This is a genomic window from Pseudomonas sp. 22085, from assembly GCF_052045815.1.
In the GTDB taxonomy this organism is placed as follows: Bacteria; Pseudomonadota; Gammaproteobacteria; order Pseudomonadales; family Pseudomonadaceae; genus Aquipseudomonas; species Aquipseudomonas glycinae.
The window spans coordinates 495,661-511,629 of record NZ_JBQEQA010000001.1 but is presented as its reverse complement, the minus strand read 5'-3'; the positions used below and the strand labels follow the sequence as shown (position 1 = coordinate 511,629).

Annotated in this window: 14 protein-coding genes; 3 read left to right on the top strand and 11 right to left on the bottom strand. The window is 61.9% G+C overall.

Annotation, left to right across the window (positions count from 1 at the left end):
- Positions 1-57: 57 nt before the first annotated feature.
- Genes ACTJK7_RS02165 through ACTJK7_RS02150 form a run of 4 tightly spaced genes read right to left on the bottom strand, consistent with a single transcriptional unit; the run spans position 58 to position 3,915 of the window.
- Positions 58-1,110, bottom strand: coding sequence for an extracellular solute-binding protein (locus ACTJK7_RS02165; protein ID WP_108562273.1), 1,053 nt, complete (start codon positions 1,108-1,110; stop codon positions 58-60).
- A gap of 15 nt (positions 1,111-1,125) precedes the next feature.
- On the bottom strand, positions 1,126-1,914 hold the full coding sequence (locus ACTJK7_RS02160) for an ABC transporter permease (RefSeq protein WP_064597101.1): 789 nt from the start codon (positions 1,912-1,914) through the stop codon (positions 1,126-1,128).
- Positions 1,911-2,828 (bottom strand): ABC transporter permease, encoded by a 918-nt coding sequence (locus ACTJK7_RS02155; RefSeq protein ID WP_039768864.1) that lies wholly within the window; start codon positions 2,826-2,828, stop codon positions 1,911-1,913. Before ACTJK7_RS02155 ends, ACTJK7_RS02160 begins: the two co-directional genes overlap by 4 nt.
- Position 2,829: 1 nt before the next feature.
- Complete coding sequence (locus ACTJK7_RS02150) at positions 2,830-3,915, bottom strand: ABC transporter ATP-binding protein (RefSeq protein WP_323151900.1); 1,086 nt, start codon at positions 3,913-3,915, stop codon at positions 2,830-2,832.
- Positions 3,916-4,055: 140 nt separating this feature from the next.
- Here ACTJK7_RS02150 and ACTJK7_RS02145 point away from each other — a divergent pair, with 140 nt between their 5' ends.
- The 3 genes from ACTJK7_RS02145 to ACTJK7_RS02135 all read left to right on the top strand — a co-directional run bounded on the left by ACTJK7_RS02145 (position 4,056) and on the right by ACTJK7_RS02135 (position 9,651).
- Entirely contained in the window at positions 4,056-4,745 is a 690-nt protein-coding gene (locus ACTJK7_RS02145; protein WP_064381273.1) for a GntR family transcriptional regulator, read from the top strand.
- 132 nt (positions 4,746-4,877) lie between these two features.
- Positions 4,878-6,989, top strand: a complete 2,112-nt coding sequence (locus ACTJK7_RS02140) for an ATP-binding protein (RefSeq protein ID WP_440780120.1) — start codon at positions 4,878-4,880, stop codon at positions 6,987-6,989.
- Between the two features lie 28 nt (positions 6,990-7,017).
- Positions 7,018-9,651, top strand: coding sequence for an excinuclease ABC subunit A (locus ACTJK7_RS02135; protein WP_440780121.1), 2,634 nt, complete (start codon positions 7,018-7,020; stop codon positions 9,649-9,651).
- A gap of 82 nt (positions 9,652-9,733) precedes the next feature.
- Here ACTJK7_RS02135 and ACTJK7_RS02130 read toward each other — a convergent pair whose 3' ends face one another.
- The 7 genes from ACTJK7_RS02130 to ACTJK7_RS02100 form a co-directional block, all read right to left on the bottom strand.
- Complete coding sequence (locus ACTJK7_RS02130; RefSeq protein WP_108562262.1) at positions 9,734-11,677, bottom strand: response regulator; 1,944 nt, start codon at positions 11,675-11,677, stop codon at positions 9,734-9,736.
- On the bottom strand, positions 11,667-12,542 hold the full coding sequence (locus tag ACTJK7_RS02125) for a sensor histidine kinase (protein WP_011334521.1): 876 nt from the start codon (positions 12,540-12,542) through the stop codon (positions 11,667-11,669). Before ACTJK7_RS02125 ends, ACTJK7_RS02130 begins: the two co-directional genes overlap by 11 nt.
- Positions 12,535-13,545: an ATP-binding protein gene (locus tag ACTJK7_RS02120; protein WP_440780142.1), complete on the bottom strand. Its 1,011-nt coding sequence runs from the start codon at positions 13,543-13,545 to the stop codon at positions 12,535-12,537. Before ACTJK7_RS02120 ends, ACTJK7_RS02125 begins: the two co-directional genes overlap by 8 nt.
- Entirely contained in the window at positions 13,542-13,946 is a 405-nt protein-coding gene (locus ACTJK7_RS02115; RefSeq protein WP_011334519.1) for an anti-sigma regulatory factor, read from the bottom strand. Before ACTJK7_RS02115 ends, ACTJK7_RS02120 begins: the two co-directional genes overlap by 4 nt.
- The gene (locus ACTJK7_RS02110) at positions 13,943-14,305 is read right to left on the bottom strand and encodes an STAS domain-containing protein (RefSeq protein WP_011334518.1); all 363 of its coding nucleotides are present in this window, start codon (positions 14,303-14,305) and stop codon (positions 13,943-13,945) included. The genes ACTJK7_RS02115 and ACTJK7_RS02110 overlap by 4 nt, the downstream gene beginning before the upstream one ends.
- Before the next feature lie 3 nt (positions 14,306-14,308).
- Complete coding sequence (locus ACTJK7_RS02105) at positions 14,309-15,160, bottom strand: STAS domain-containing protein (protein WP_064381281.1); 852 nt, start codon at positions 15,158-15,160, stop codon at positions 14,309-14,311.
- Between the two features lie 240 nt (positions 15,161-15,400).
- The gene (locus ACTJK7_RS02100; protein WP_085695913.1) at positions 15,401-15,922 is read right to left on the bottom strand and encodes a DUF4142 domain-containing protein; all 522 of its coding nucleotides are present in this window, start codon (positions 15,920-15,922) and stop codon (positions 15,401-15,403) included.
- Positions 15,923-15,969: the final 47 nt, after the last annotated feature.

The following is a 15,969-nucleotide window of genomic DNA, read 5'->3' as shown; positions in this document are numbered from 1 at the left end:
TCCAGTGTGGGAGTTGGCTTGCCAACGATGGCCGCAACTCGGTCTTGAGTCAGGTGATCAACCCTTAAGCTTCGACCAGATCCGATCCTGCAGCTCCCGCGCCTTGTTGCTGCATTCCTTCTCCGGCCGCAGTCGCGAGGCGTACTCCTCGGGCATGTTGATCGCGTCCATGACCTTCCATTTCGCATCCAGCAACTGATCGCTCTGAATTCCGTTGGCATAGGCAATCGCGTTGGACACGGCCGCCGCGTTTTCCGGTTTCATCATCCAGTCGATAAAGATCTTGGCGTTGCCTGGATGCGGCGCGCTTTTCGGTACGGCGAAGTTGTCCTGGAACATTGCCAGGCCTTCTTTCGGGTACACGTACTTGATGGTGCTCTTCTGCAACGTGGCGCGGGCCGTCGAGCCGTTCCAGTTCTGCATCATGATCACCTCGCCCGAGGCCATGCGGTCGACGGTGTTGTCGGAGCTGTACATCTTCAAAAACGGCTTTTGCTTTTGCAGCAGTTCGAGGATGCGTTTGGCGTCCTGCGGGTTTTCCGTGCATTCGTCGACGTTCAGGTAATGACTGGCGGCGTTGATCACGCTGCTGGAAGTGTCGAGGGCGGCGAGCTGGCCTTGCAGTTCCTTGCGCGGCTCGAAGAATTCTTTCCACGAATCATCGAGCTTGCCGCCCGGTACCCGTGCGCTGTCATAGGAAAACCCGGTGGTGCCCCACAGGTACGGCGCCGAAAACTTGCGGCCCGGGTCGAAGCTCGGATCGCGGAACGGGCCTTTGACGTACTGGAAGTTGCTCAGGGTCGGGGCGTCGATTTCCAACAGCAGGTCCTGCTTGATCAGCGTCTGCATGATCGACTGCGACGGCACGATCACGTCATACGCGGCGCCGCCGGCCTGCAACTTGGCGAGCAGGGTTTCGTTGCTGTCATAGCCGTCCATGGTGACCTTGATCCCGGTCTCCTTTTCGAACTTGGCCAGCAGATCCACCGGGTAGTAGTCGGTCCAGTTGTAGAAGAACAATTGCTTGGGCTCGGCGGCGTGGGCGCTGAACGCGGTGAAACAACTCAGGGCCAGACCGGATACTGCCAGACGCATGTTTTTCACTTTCATGAGCGCGCTCCAGGTTTATTGTTGTTTGCCGCGTTGGCCGAGCCAGAAGGCCAGCACCACCAGCACGATGGAAATCACCAGCATCAGGGTCGAAATCGCGTTGATCTCGGGCGTTACCCCGGCCTTGATCGCCGAGAAGATGTACACCGGCAACGTGGTCGAACCGGGCCCGGCGACGAAGAAGGTCATGATGAAATCGTCGAGGCTGACCACGAACGCCAGCACCGAACCGGACAACACCGCCGGCCACAGCAGCGGCAGGGTCACGCGGCGAAACACCTGCCACGGATTGGCGTACAGGTCGTTGGCGGCCTCCAACAGGCTCTTGTCCAGATCGTTCAGGCGTGCGCGAATCGGCAGGTAGGCGAACGGAATGCAGAAGCCGATGTGTGCGACGATCACTGTCATCAGCCCGAGCTTGATGCCCAGGGCCATGAACAGCAGCAGGGTGGCGACGGCGGTGACGATCTCCGGCAGGATCAGCGGCAGGTTGATCCCGCCCTCGACCATTTTCTGTCCGTAGAACGGCCGGTAGGTCGCCAGCGCCGCCAGCAGTGCAATCGCCGTGGCGCACACCGTGGCGATGGTCGCGACGATGATCGAGTTCAGCGCCGCCGTCTGGATCGAAGGGTTGGCCAGGATCCGCCCGTACCAGGCGAACGAGAACTCGGTCCACACCGTCGCCGAGCGGTTGGCGTTGAAGCTGTAGGCGATCAACACCAGGATCGGCACGTACAGATAGGCGAGGATCAGCAGGCTGATTTCCCGGGTTGCGGGGAGTTTTTTCAGGTGCAGAGAGATCATGCTTTCGCTCCCCGGTTCAGGGTTTTCACCGCGCTGCGGCTGTAGAGGGCGTAGAGCACCAGGGACAACAGCAGAATCCCCAGCAACAGGAACGACAGCGAACTGCCCAGCGGCCAGTTGCGCGCGGTGCCGAATTGCTGCTGGATCAGGTTGCCGATCATCAGGGTTTTGCCGCCGCCGAGGATCGCCGGGGTGATGAAGGCGCCGAGGCTCGGCACGAACACCAGCAACGCGCCGGCAATCACGCCGGGCATCGACAGCGGCAGGATGATCCGCCGCAGGGCGTGCCAGCGATTGGCGCCCAGGTCATAGGCGGCTTCCACCAGACGCCAGTCGAGTTTTTCCAGGGTCGAGTAGATCGGCAGAATCATGAACGGCAGAAAGCTGTAGACCAGACCGACGCTGACCGCGAAGTCGTTGTAGAGCAGGGTGATGCCACCGGCGCTCGGAAACAGCGCGTTGAGGCTCTGGGCGACCCAGCCCTGTTCGCGCAGGATGATCAGCCACGCGTAGTTGCGGATCAGCAGGTTGGTCCAGAACGGAATGGTGATGAGCAACACCATCAGGTTGCGCCGGCGCGGGGTCAGGCTCGACATCCACAACGCCACCGGAAACCCGAACAGAAAACACAACACTGTGGTGCCACCGGCCTGGAACACCGAGCGTAAAAGGGCCTGGGCGTAGACCCAGTTCAGCTCCAGTTCGCCGTCAAAACCTTCCTGGAAAAACAGCTGCACGTAACTCTGCAGTTGCCATTGAGCCTGCCAGTCGACGCCGCCGTAGGTGTTGCGCGGCAACAGGCTGATGTAACCCATGATCCCCAGCGGAATGGCGATCAGGGCGAGCAGGGTCAACACCACCGGGCTGAGCAACAGCGCGCGGTTGAGGGAGGGGGAAGTGCTGCTGACGCTCATCTCAGGCCTCCATCAACAGGCAGGCCTGGGGCGGCAGGTGCACCGCCACGGGCTCACCGACTGCGCGACCACGGTTCAGACCTTCGTTGTTTTCCCGCAGCATGACTTTGATGTCGTTGTTCAAGCGGCACTGGTAAAGGGTCGCGGTGCCGACATACAGCACCGCTTCGATCACGCCGCGCAGATGATGCGGCTGATCTGCTGCAACCAGTTGCGAGCGCTCGGGCCGGAATGCCAGCTGCACGCTGCTGCCATTGACGCCTTGGGGCGGGCAGGGGATTTCCACCGGCATGCCGTTGGGTACGAAGATGTTTTCGTTGTGTTCCCCGCGTCTGAGTTGGCCGGGGAGGAAATTGATGTCGCCGATGAACTGGGCGACGAAGCGGTGCTGCGGGCGTTCATAGATGTCGGTCGGGGTGCCGATCTGCAGGATCTTGCCGGCGGACATCACCGCGATCCGGTCGGACAGGGTCAGCGCCTCTTCCTGATCGTGGGTGACGAAGATGAAGGTAATGCCGGCTTCCTGCTGCACGCGCTTGAGTTCGACCTGCATTTCCTTGCGCAGCTTCAGGTCCAGCGCCGACAGCGGCTCGTCGAGCAACAGCACCTTCGGCTTCGGCGCCAGGGCCCGGGCCAGAGCCACGCGCTGCTGCTGGCCGCCGGATAATTGCGCCGGTTTGCGCCCGGCCAGGTGCTCCATCTGCACCAGCGCGAGCATTTCGTCGACCCGTCCGGGAATCGCCTTGCGATCAAGACCCTGCATCTCGAGGCCGAAGGCGATATTCTGCGCGACACTCATGTGCGGAAACAGCGCGTAACTCTGGAACACCGTGTTGACCCGACGCTTGAACGGCGGCAGGTGATTGACCGTTTCGCCTGCCAGACGGATCTCGCCGTCGCTGACGTGTTCGAAACCGGCGATGGTGCGCAGCAGGGTGGTCTTGCCGCAGCCCGAGGGGCCGAGGAGGGTGAAAAACTCGTTGTCGGCGATATTCACCGAGACGTTGTCGAGGGCAGGCGCGAGGCCAGGGTCATCAGAATACCGCTTGGATACGTTACGCACTTCAATGGCTATTGGTTGACCCATAATGGTGCAATCCTCTAATTATTGTATGCAATATCTGAATGCAATTTAGAAATACCCGGATTAATCTGCTGGCGCAACCCCCCATTTCCCTGACTGAGTCGCTCGTCGGGCAGCGCTGCCAGCATTGAAGGAGTTTTCAGATGACCGAGAAAAAACCGGAAACCACGGTCGACCGCGTCTACCAAGGGGTTTACGAGGCGATCAGCAAGCGTTCGCTGCGTCCGGGGATGAAGCTGGGCGAGGCGTCGCTGGCAGAATTGTTCAATGTCAGCCGCACGTCGGTTCGCGCGGCGCTCAAGCAATTGGAGGCCGACGGACTGGTCACCACCGAGCCCAATAAAGGTGCGTCGGTGTCGCTGCCCAGCGATGAGGAAATCCGGTCGCTGTTCGAAACCCGGCGTCTGGTCGAGATCGGTATCGTCACCGAACTGTGCCGGCGCAAGGACTCTGCGGTGATGCAGGACTTGCGCGATCATTTGCTGCTCGAGGACGAAGCCCACGAAGCCGGCGACCACGAGCGACTGATCCACCTGCTGGGCGAGTTCCACATCAAGCTCGCCCGCAGCCTGAATAACCCGGTGCTGCTCGACTGGTTCCAGAAGTTGATTTCCCGCGCCTCGCTGTACGCCGCGGCGCTGGATGACGACAGCCACGAAGCCTGTCGCGACGACGAACACCTGCGCCTGATCGAGTACATCGAGGCTGGCAATCAGAGCGCCGCCATCGAGCTGACCTGCATACACCTGGACGGCATCCAGAAGGCGATTCTCGACGTCGCTGCGAAGCTCAAGACCGGCTACCATCCGCTCAAACATCTGATCGAAGTCTGAGCGTCGGCTGCCACTGAAATCGGCTATACCTCTAATGAAACCATCGTTGCCCAATGCGCTCGAAACAGACGGGCGCGACGTTTGACCGCGCAGCGATAGATCCGGATCAACCACAAGGCGTTGAAGCAGCTGATGCAGTTTTTATCCGATAGCCATGGGTGTGACGGCTGGCAAGGCGAGATGGCCGGGCGAATCCGTGCGTTCGACTGGAGCAGGACCGATCTGGGCCCGCTCGAAACCTGGCCGGCCAGCCTGTGCAGCACCGTGCAACTGATGCTGGCATCGCCGCTGCCGATGGTCATGCTCTGGGGCCATGCCGGTTACATGATCTACAACGACGCTTACTCACGATTCGCCGGCGGACGACATCCCTACCTGCTCGGATCGCCGGTGGAACTGGGTTGGCCGGAGGTGGCCGATTTCAACCGGCATGTGGTCGATACCTGTCTGGCCGGCGGCACCCTGGAATATCGCAACAAGGTCCTGGTGTTGCTGCGCGATGGCGTCCCCGAGGACGTCTGGCTCGATTTGTATTACAGCCCGGTGGCCAACGATGCCGGTGTGCCTTCGGGCGTGATGGCGATGGTGGTGGAAACCACTGAACTGGTGCTGTCCGAACGCTTGCGTCAGGCCGCCGAAGACGCTTATCGCGCCGATAACGAGCGGGTGCGACTGGCACTGAATGCCGGGGCACTGCTCGGTTCCTTTGTCTGGGACGTCAGAAACAACGTACTGTCGGCCGACGAGCGTTTCGCCCGGACATTTTCCTATCCGCCTGATCAAGACCTGAGCAATCTGCCGCAGCATATCGCCGAAGCGCACATTCACCCGGACGATCGCAATTGGGTCAAGGAGTGCGTGGAGAATTCGGTCCGCACCGGCGAGCCCTACAACGCCGAGTACCGGGTGGTGCGTGCCGATGGCAGTTGTCTGTGGGTGCTCGCCAGCGGCGCTTGTGAATTCGACGAGCACGGCCGGCCGTTCCGTTTTCCCGGTGTGCTGATCGACATTAACGAGCGCAAGGCGGCTGAAGAGTCACTGCTCAAGTTCACCCGCAACCTCGAACAGCGTGTCGCGGATGAAGTCGAGGCGCGCCTCGCCGCCGAAGAGCAATTGCGCCAGTCGCAGAAACTCGAATCCATCGGCGGCCTCACCGGCGGCGTGGCTCATGACTTCAACAACCTGCTGCAAGTGATCGCCGGCAACCTGCACCTGTTGGCGCGGCATGAACCGGACAATGCCAACGTCCAGCGTCGGGTCAGCGCCTCGCTGGCGGCGGTGGAGCGTGGCGCCAAGCTGTCTTCGCAACTGCTCGCGTTTGCCCGGCGTCAGCCGCTGTCGCCGGCGGTGTGCAATCCCCGGCAAATCTTCGACGGCGTCGGCGAGTTGCTGCAACGGGCGCTGGGCGAAACCATTCAGATCGACGTACAACTGCCGGACGAACCTTGGCACATCAACGTCGATCGCAATCAACTGGAAAACGCCATTCTCAATCTGGCGATCAATGCCCGGGACGCCATGAAGGGCGAGGGCACGATTGTGCTCGGTGCCTCGAATCTCTCACTGGATCGGGCGTTCTGTTCGGGCAAGGGCATCGTGCCGGGGGATTTCGTCCGGGTTTCGGTCAGTGACAGCGGCGTGGGCATTGCCCCGCACATGCTCGAGCAGGTGTTCGAGCCGTTCTTCACCACCAAGGCCGACGGCCAGGGCACCGGTCTCGGTTTGAGCATGGTGTTCGGTTTCGTCAAGCAGAGCGGCGGCCATGTCGAGATCGACAGTCGGATCGGCGAAGGCACGCGGGTGCAGTTGTACTTCCCGCGCAGCCTGCGCCCCGTGCTTGATGACTCTCCGAGCGTCAATTATCAGCAGGCGGGTGGTCACGAGACGATCCTGGTGGTCGAGGACAACGAAGCGGTGCGCACCTCGGCGGTCGAGCTGTTGCGCGAAGAAGGCTACCGCGTGTTGATCGCCGGCAACGGTGACGCGGCCATGCAGATGTTGATGGAAGGCGCTCGGGTCGACCTGATCTTCACCGACGTGGTCATGCCCGGTCTGATCAAGAGCTCCGATCTGGCGGCGTGGGCCAAGGTGCAAATGCCGCCGGTGGCCGTGTTGTTCACCTCGGGCCACACCCGCGACATCATCTCGCGCAACCACCAGCTCAGTCCCGATACGCATCTGCTCGGCAAGCCTTACGGGCCCGAAGCGCTGTTGCAGATGATCCGTTCCGTGCTCAGCACCTGAGCTCCAATCCCCTGACCAAGGCTGGCCGATGACTTCCAGACGCAATTCCAGTTCTGCCGCCGGCATGGTTCGCGTGCGCGGTGCCCGTGAACACAATCTGAAGAACGTGGACGTCGACATTCCTCGCGATGCACTGGTGGTGTTCACCGGGGTGTCGGGGTCGGGCAAGTCGTCGCTGGCGTTTTCGACGCTGTATGCCGAAGCCCAGCGACGCTATTTCGAATCGGTGGCGCCCTATGCGCGAAGGCTGATCGATCAGGTTGGCGTGCCGGACGTCGATTCCATCGAAGGCCTGCCGCCGGCCGTGGCCCTGCAGCAACAGCGCGGCACGCCGAGCACGCGTTCGTCGGTGGGCAGCGTCACCACGTTGTCGAGCCTGATCCGTATGCTGTACTCGCGCGCCGGCAGCTATCCGCCGGGGCAGCCGATGCTCTACGCCGAGGACTTCTCACCGAATACGCCGCAAGGCGCGTGCCCGCAATGCCATGGACTGGGCCGGGTCTACGAGGTCACCGAGGCGTTGATGGTGCCGGATCCGAATCTGACCATCCGCCAGCGCGCCGTAGCCTCATGGCCGCTGGCCTGGCAGGGGCAGAACCTGCGCGACATCCTGGTGACCATGGGTATCGATGTCGATATCCCGTGGCGCAAGCTGCCGAAAAAACAGCGTGACTGGATCCTCTTCACCGAGGAAACACCAACCGTTCCGGTGTACGCCGGGCTGACGCCGGAAGAAACCCGCGTCGCCCTCAAGCGCAACATGGAGCCCAGTTATCAAGGCACCTTCACTGGCGCCCGGCGCTACATTCTGCATACCTTCACCCATTCGCAAAGTGCGCTGATGAAGAAGCGCGTGTCGCAGTTCATGATCGGCAGCCTTTGCCCGTTGTGCGATGGCAAGCGCCTCAAGCGTGAGGCGCTGTCGGTAACGTTTGCCGGGCATGACATCGGCGAGTTGTCGCGGATGTCTCTGTTGCAAGTCGCCGAGGTTTTGCGGCCGGTCGCGGACGCGAGCTGGCTGGAACACGCCGATGAAACCGGTGAAACCCTGACCCACAGCCAGACCCGCGAAGCCCGGCAGCAGCGCGTGGCCCATGGCGCCAGCGGCCACGCCAACGCGCCGGACGTGCGCCATACGCCGAACCTGTCGCTGGAAAAACGCCTGGCCGCGCAGCGCATTGCCGAGGATCTGCTGGAACGGGTCAGCACCCTGACCGATCTCGGCCTCGGTTATCTGGCCCTGGAACGCAGCACGCCGACCCTGTCGTCCGGCGAATTGCAACGCCTGCGACTGGCCACCCAACTGGGCTCGCAATTGTTCGGCGTGATCTACGTGCTCGACGAACCTTCCGCCGGCCTGCACCCGGCCGACGGCGAGGCCCTGTTCGAGGCCTTGCAGCGTCTGAAGGCCGACGGCAACAGCGTGTTTGTGGTCGAGCACGATCTGGACACCATGCGCCGGGCCGACTGGCTGATCGACGTCGGCCCGGCAGCCGGTGAAAAGGGCGGGCAGATTCTCTACAGCGGCCCGCCGCCGGGGCTGGCGGCGATCGAGCACTCGCAGACCCGCGCCTATCTGTTCGCCGAACAGCAACGCTCCACACGCGCCGCGCGCAAACCTTCGGGCTGGCTGAAGCTCGACGGCGTCACGCGTAATAACCTGAATAACCTCAGCGCCGAGTTTCCGTTGGGGTGTTTCACCTCGGTTACCGGCGTCTCCGGTTCCGGCAAGTCGAGTCTGGTCAGCCAGGCGCTGCTGGAACTGGTCGGCGCGCAGCTCGGGCGCAGCGTCGGTGACGCCGAGCCGGAAGAACTCAATCTGGAAGACGATACCCCGTCTGCCAGCACCGGCCAGGTCAGCGCCGGGCTGGAGTCGATCAAGCGTCTGGTGCAGGTCGATCAGAAACCCATCGGCCGCACCCCGCGTTCGAATCTGGCGACCTACACCGGGCTGTTCGACAACGTGCGCAAGTTGTTCGCCGCGACTGACGAGGCGAAAGCGGCGGGCTACGACGCCGGGCAGTTTTCCTTCAACGTCGCCAAGGGGCGCTGCCCGACCTGCGAAGGCGAGGGCTTTGTCAGCGTCGAGTTGCTGTTCATGCCCAGCGTTTATGCGCCGTGCCCGACCTGCCATGGTGCGCGTTACAACCCCGAGACCCTGGCCATCCTCTGGCAGGGCTTGAGCATTGCGCAGGTGCTGCAACTGACCGTGGATGAAGCGGTGGTGGTATTTGCCGAGCAACCGGCGATCCGTCGTTCACTGGAAGTGCTGCGCGACATCGGCCTCGGTTACCTGCGCCTCGGGCAACCGGCGACCGAGTTGTCCGGCGGCGAAGCCCAGCGGATCAAACTGGCCACCGAGCTGCAACGCAATCAGCGCGGCGCGACGTTGTATGTGCTCGACGAGCCTACCACCGGTTTGCATCCGCGAGACGTCGACCGCTTGTTGGAGCAACTGGACAATCTGGTGAGCGCAGGGCACACGGTGATTGTGGTCGAGCATGAAATGCGCGTGGTGGCGCAGAGCGATTGGGTGATCGACATCGGCCCGGGTGCGGGGGATCAGGGCGGCCAGATCGTCGTGGCCGGGACGCCGCAGAAAGTGGCGGCGAGCAAGAAGAGCCGGACTGCGCCGTTTCTAGCCCGTGCCTTGAATCGATAACTGCGTCGCCTGGGCCGGCCTCGTCGCGGGCAAGCCCGCTCCCACNAACTGTGGGAGCGGGCTTGCCCGCGATGGCGGTGTGTCAGGAACCGTCGAGGGTGCGACGCACCTTGTCCAGCAATGCGCTGATCTGAAACGGCTTGACCAGCATGTCCATGCCGGCTCCGAGGAATACTTGGCGGTTGATCGCGGTTTCCGCATAACCAGTCATGAACAGGATCGGCAGCGCTTCGCGCCAGCCCCGGGCAACGTCCGCCAATTCGCGGCCGGTCATACGTGGCAGACCGACGTCGGTCAGCAGCAGGTCGATCGACGCGTCGTTCTGCAAGCGTTCCAGCGCCGTTTCGATATCACCGGCCTGGGTGCAGCGGTAACCGGCGTCTTCCAGCACTTCGGTGACGAACAGGCGTACCGCCGGCATGTCTTCGACGATCAACACATGTTCGCCCGAGCCTTGCGGATCAATGGTCACCGGGGCCACATCGACAGCGGTCGGATCGCTGGTGGCCGGCAGCATGATCGTCACTTCGGTGCCGCGTCGCGCTACGCTGCGGATGTGCGCATCGCCACCGGACTGACGGGCAAAACCGTAGATCGTCGACAGCCCCAGCCCGGTGCCCTGGCCCAGCGGCTTGGTGGTGAAGAACGGCTCGAACACCTTGTCGATCACGTTGTGCTCGATGCCGGTACCGTCATCGCGCACCGATAGCGCCACGTAGGATCCATCGGCGAGGTTCGGGTCGCCGTGGGAGTACGCCGCGTAAGTGCTGACCCAGATATTGCCGCCCCGTGGCAATGCGTCCCGGGCATTGATCACCAGATTGAGTACCGCACTTTCGAGCTGAATCGGATCGACCAGCGCGATGGCGGCTTTGGTGGTCAATTCGAGCTTGAGGGCGATGCGTTCGCCGATGGTGCGCACCAGCAATTCTTCGAGCGAGCGGACGTGTCTGTTGATGTCGACCGGACGGGTGTCGAGTGGTTGCTGACGGGCAAACGCCAGCAGGCGGTGGGTGAGCGAGGCCGCGCTCCTCGCCGAGTTCAGAGCCGCTTCGGCGTAGAACTGGACCTTGTCCGTTCGGCCATCGGCAACACGTTTCTGAATCAGTTCGAGGCTGGTGATGATTCCGGTCAGCAGGTTGTTGAAGTCATGGGCGATGCCGCCCGTGAGCTTGCCCAGCGCATCCATTTTCTGTACTTGCAGCAGTTGCGATTCGGCGCGTACCCGGTCGGCGACTTCCTTGGCCAGTTGCGTGGTGGTGTCGTCCAGCTGCGCCAGGTGCGAGCGCTCGCGATGACGGTGTTCGGTGACGTCTTCGACGAACACCAGGCTCAGCTTCGGAGTCCGGTAGGGCGAAATCTGCCATTCGGTCTCGCGAACCTCACCCTGCACGCGCATGTTCAGCGTGCCCTTCCAGCGCTCGCCGTCCACCAGTCGCAGGCGCAGTTCGTCGAGGATCGCGCTCTGATCCTCGGCAAAGCATTCGCTGAGGGTCTGCGGGTCGCGGTTGTCCTGGATCAGCTGGGAAAAGGCGTGATTGCACTCATGGACTTTCAGATTGGCATCGAGCACCGCGATGGGGGCGGAGACGTTGACGAAGATCTCGCGGAAACGCGCCTCGCTTTCGCGCAACGCGTTCTCCGTATCACGCACCCGCAGCAGGGTGCGCAACGTTGCCAGCAGCACGTCGGGATCGACCGGATGAATCAGGTAGGCATCGGCCCCGGCATCGAGGCCGGTGATGATGTCGCCGGTCTGGATCGACGCGGCGGACACGTGGATCACCGGAAGCAGGGCGGTGCCCGGGTCGGCGCGCAGTTTACGCACGATGTCGAACCCGCTCATGTCCGGCAGGTTGACGTCGAGGATCAGCGCATCGAGCGACTGACTGGCGATCAGGGCCAGCCCCTCGCCGCCGGTGCCGGCCTCGAGCACTTCGTAACCGTGGCGCTCCAGCCGTCGGCGCAAGGCATAGCGAGTGGCGACGTTGTCATCGACGATCAACAGACGGATGTCATGTTTCATCGACGTTCTCCTGGGCAAGTGCCAGCGGAATGATCACAAAAAAACTTGAGCCCACGCCCGGTGTACTTTCGACACCAACCTCACCACCGAGCAATTCAGCGAAGCGTTTGCACAGCGACAGGCCAAGCCCGGTGCCGCGCAGGCGTTTTTGCAGCGGTGAGTCGACCTGGGAAAAGTCTTCAAACAAGGTGCCGTGCAGCTCCGCAGCGATACCGATGCCGGTGTCGCTGACGGCGAACCGCACCTTGCCCTCACCCTCAAGACGCGCCGAGATCCGGACCTCGCCACGGGTGGTGAACTTCAGCGAGTTGGAAATGAAGTTGCGCAGGATCTGCGCCAGCTTCTTGTCGTCGGTGTAAAGACGCGGGAGGCCTACCGGCTCTTCGAAAATCAGGTCTACGGCCGTGGCATCGACAATCGGCCGGAACATCCCCCGCAGTGCGGCGAACAGGTCGAACATGTCGAACCACGCCGCAGAAATGCTGATGCGTCCGGCCTCGATCTTCGCCAGATCGAGCAGGTCGTCGACCATGTCGCTGAGTTCCCGGGCGGCGGTGCTGACAAACGCCACCTGCTTGTGTTGCTCGGGGCTGAGGGGGCCGTCGAGTTCGTCGGCGAGCAGGCTGTTGATGCTCAGGATCGAGCCCAGCGGCGTGCGGAACTCGTGGCTCATGTACGACAGAAAACGGCTTTTCAGGTCGGATGCCTGACGCAGTTGTTCAGCCTGGGTATCCAGCTCGGCGTACAGCGCGAGCACGCCCTGATTGGTTTCGTCGAGCTCTTCGCGTAGCGCTGCGGTTTCGCTCTGCAACTGGGCGATCAAGGCAGCCTGTTCGGCGTTGTTCAAGGTCGGGGACTCAGTCATGGGCGGACTCCAGGGCAACCACCAGCACGGTGACATCGTCGCGCCCGCGGCAGAAGTCGCGGTGCAGGACGGTGGCAATCACGGCGGGATGGCGATGCACCAGACCGGGGTAATCCTGAAGGTTCCAGCGGGACTGCAAGCCGTCGCTATACATGATCAATAGATGTCCGTTCACGTGAGCATAGTCAAAAGGCTGGGCTTTTCTGTATTGGCCACCGACGATGCCCGGATGCGAGGCCAGTCCGCGCGACTTGTCGGAAGCGATCAGGCTGGCACCGATGTTGCCGACACCGGTGAACGACAGACTGGCACGGCCGGCGTGAAACTGCGCGAATGCCACCGCGCCGCCCCGGCTACCGATCATCTCACGGTGCATGTCTTCCATCAGCAGCGTCGGCGCACCGAACGGATTCAAGGCAAAGGCCTTTTCACCGGCGCGGGCCGCACGCTCGGCGTCCTCGCCATGGCCCAAACCGTCGACCACCAGTGCACTGACGTCACTGCCGTGGATCGCCAGATGCCAGACATCACCGCAGGCCGGGTCGTTGTGCAGCGAGTGTTGGCTGACACCATACGGCATATCCACCTGCCGGTCGCTGCGCGGGTATAAACGAGCGAGCAGCACCGCGCCGCGATGGTCGGCAAAAACATCGAAGACATCCGCCTGGCGTGCCACGGCGCCCAGACCGATGCCCTGAGTACCGCCGGTGGAAAAACCATCGGCCATGCACGCATCCAGATCAAAGCCCTGCGCCCGGTCGACTGCAATCATCTCGATGCCGTCGTCACCCCGACGCGGCAACAGACGCAAGTGAAGTTCGCCGTGCCCGGCATGCTTGAGCACATTGCTCGCCAGCTCCGTGGCCACCAGCGCGACGCGGCCGGCATCGCTTTCGCCAAAACCGTGTTGCTCGGCCAGACGCTGGGCCGTACGCCGGGCATGGCCGATCTGGCTGCTGTCCTCGATCACCAACACCTGGGTCAATGTCCCGCTGATGTTCATGTCCATCGGGTGATCGTTATGCGAGTGCCTTTGCCGGGCTCGGTGTCCAGTTCGAATTCATCTACCAGTCGCTTGGCCCCGGTCAGGCCCAGGCCCAGACCGCTGCCGGAGGTCCAGCCGTCGGTCATCGCCAGTTTGATGTCGGGAATACCCGGGCCTTCATCGCGAAAGGTCAGGCGCAGGCCGACCTTGTGGTTGTCATCGAGGATCTGCCAGTCCATGTCTCCGCCACCGCCATACACCATGGTGTTGCGCGCCAGTTCACTGACGGCGGTCACCAGTTTGGTCAGGTCGATCAGGCGCATGCCGCACTCGGTGGCCAGCTTGCGCGCCGTTTGCCGCGCCAGCACCACATCCTGCTCGATGTTGATCGGTTGGGTACCGCTGCTGCGCACGGTCATTGCTGGCGTACTCGTTCCTGCAGCAGCTTCATTCCGCGCTCGACGTTCAGCGCGGTGCTGACGCCCGGCAGGTAAAGACCGAGCTCCACCAGCGTGATCGCCACTGCCGGTTGCATACCGACCAGCATGGTTTCAGCGTCCATGATTTTCGACAGGCCGGAAATGGTGCCGATCATCCGGCCGATGAACGAATCGACCATGTCCAGCGCCGAGATGTCGATCAGCACGCCGCGCGCGGAGGTCTTGCTGATGCGCTCGGACAGATCGTCCTGCAAGGTGAGGGCGAGTTGGTCATGCATGTCGACCTGGATGGTCACCAGCAGGAAGTCACCCATCTGAAGAATCGGGATACGTTCCATTGTTCAGACCGTCTTGGTGAGGGTGATGCCCAGACGGGTCAGGGCCAGCTTCAATGCGTCGGCCAGATTGGCTTTGGTGACCACGCCTTGCAGGTCGAGGCCCAGGTGCACGATGGTCTGGGCAATCTGCGGACGCACGCCGCTGATGATGCAGTCGGCGCCCATCAGACGGATCGCGGTCACGGTCTTGAGCAGGTGTTGGGCAACCAGCGTGTCGACGGTTGGTACGCCAGTGATGTCGATGATGGCGATTTCCGAGCCGGTGTCGACGATGCGTTGCAGCAGCGATTCCATCACCACTTGGGTGCGCTGTGAATCGAGGGTGCCGATCATCGGCAGGGCGAGCACGCCATCCCACAGTTTGACCACCGGGGTCGACAACTCCAGCAGTTCTTCCTGCTGGCGCTTGATCACCGCTTCACGGGACTTCTGGAACGTGCGAATGGTGTACAGGCCGAAAGCATCGAACAGTTCGGAGATTTCCCAAAGCTGTTCGGCGAGCAGGGCGGGCTGGTCCCGATAATGGTTTTGCAGCAGGGCGAACAGCGGGCCCTTGAGCGAGAAAATGAAGCTGGCGGTCTGCTGGGAATCCTGACCGAGCTGGGCGCGGCTGTGGGAGAGTTTTTCGAGGAACTGGCGCATGCCTTCCCAGCCCGGCGCGGCGATGTTGGTGCCGCTGTCGTTTTCCAGGCCACTGACCACCAGTTGCAGGAATTCGCCGGTCTGTTGCTGTATGTCGTGTTCTTTGAGGTTGCGCGTAGCGCCGGTGGTTTGAAGCCCGTTGATCCATTCGCCCAGCAGTTGAACCTGATTGTTTTTAATCGCATTAAGTGTGCTGTTCTGCAGTGCTGCCATGTGCCTGTTGCTCCATTGCGAATTGGGGGCCGGATCTTCGGAAAATGACCGGCGCGAAGTGAATGACCCTGGCCGTTCGAAATAGTTGTTCGTTCCCGCGAGGATATTTTTGATCTGCCGCAAGCAATGCACCGGTAACTCTAGTCGGCGTGGCCGCAAATGCTGATCTTTTGCCTGCAACAAGGCCCCAACGCAAAGAGGCCGCGTCCAATGGAGGCGGCCTCTTTGAGTACCTGGCGGTTACTTGCTGGGGTGTTTGGCCTGTAGCTCTTTGGCGGCGGCCAGGTGTTTTTCCAGACCGGGCAACATTTTCTGCGCAAAGGCTTTGAGTTCGGTGGCGCCTTTGACCTTGTCGTCGGTCACGGTGTTGGCTTGTTTCTTGAACAGCTCGATGGTTTCTTCGTGCGCCTTGACCTGATTGTTGGCATAGGCGGCATCGAAGGATTCATCGCGCATGTCGAGGATTTTCTCCTTGGCCTGTTTGACCAGGGTCGTGGTGTCCGGCACTTCAATGTCGTTGGCCTTGGCAATCGTGGCCAGTTCATCGTTGGCCTTGCCATGGTCGGTGATCATCATGTTGGCAAACGCCTTGATGTCGGCCGATTGGCTCTTTTCCAGCGCCAGACGGCTGGTTTCGATTTCGGCGATGCCGCCGGCTGCTGCGTTATCGACGAAATCGTTGTCGGTGGCGGCAAAGGCCGAACCCATGCCGGTGCTGAGGGCGACAGCCAGAAAGAGATGACGCAGTTTGAATCCGTCCATTGGTGTTTCTCCACGCAGGTTTTTGTGAGCGTTAACCAATGGAGGGA

Excerpts from the sequence above, each read along its gene's own strand:
- ACTJK7_RS02115 (WP_011334519.1), bottom strand. The coding sequence starts at position 13,946 with ATGACCGTGCGCAGCAGCGGTACCCAACCGATCAACATCGAGCAGGAT.
- ACTJK7_RS02135 (WP_440780121.1), top strand. The coding sequence starts at position 7,018 with ATGACTTCCAGACGCAATTCCAGTTCTGCCGCCGGCATGGTTCGCGTG.
- ACTJK7_RS02100 (WP_085695913.1), bottom strand. The coding sequence starts at position 15,922 with ATGGACGGATTCAAACTGCGTCATCTCTTTCTGGCTGTCGCCCTCAGC.
- ACTJK7_RS02155 (WP_039768864.1), bottom strand. The coding sequence starts at position 2,828 with ATGAGCGTCAGCAGCACTTCCCCCTCCCTCAACCGCGCGCTGTTGCTC.
- ACTJK7_RS02140 (WP_440780120.1), top strand. The coding sequence starts at position 4,878 with ATGCAGTTTTTATCCGATAGCCATGGGTGTGACGGCTGGCAAGGCGAG.
- ACTJK7_RS02130 (WP_108562262.1), bottom strand. The coding sequence starts at position 11,677 with ATGAAACATGACATCCGTCTGTTGATCGTCGATGACAACGTCGCCACT.
- ACTJK7_RS02160 (WP_064597101.1), bottom strand. The coding sequence starts at position 1,914 with ATGATCTCTCTGCACCTGAAAAAACTCCCCGCAACCCGGGAAATCAGC.
- ACTJK7_RS02165 (WP_108562273.1), bottom strand. The coding sequence starts at position 1,110 with ATGAAAGTGAAAAACATGCGTCTGGCAGTATCCGGTCTGGCCCTGAGT.
- ACTJK7_RS02110 (WP_011334518.1), bottom strand. The coding sequence starts at position 14,305 with ATGGAACGTATCCCGATTCTTCAGATGGGTGACTTCCTGCTGGTGACC.
- ACTJK7_RS02150 (WP_323151900.1), bottom strand. The coding sequence starts at position 3,915 with ATGGGTCAACCAATAGCCATTGAAGTGCGTAACGTATCCAAGCGGTAT.
- ACTJK7_RS02145 (WP_064381273.1), top strand. The coding sequence starts at position 4,056 with ATGACCGAGAAAAAACCGGAAACCACGGTCGACCGCGTCTACCAAGGG.
- ACTJK7_RS02120 (WP_440780142.1), bottom strand. The coding sequence starts at position 13,545 with ATGAACATCAGCGGGACATTGACCCAGGTGTTGGTGATCGAGGACAGC.
- ACTJK7_RS02105 (WP_064381281.1), bottom strand. The coding sequence starts at position 15,160 with ATGGCAGCACTGCAGAACAGCACACTTAATGCGATTAAAAACAATCAG.
- ACTJK7_RS02125 (WP_011334521.1), bottom strand. The coding sequence starts at position 12,542 with ATGACTGAGTCCCCGACCTTGAACAACGCCGAACAGGCTGCCTTGATC.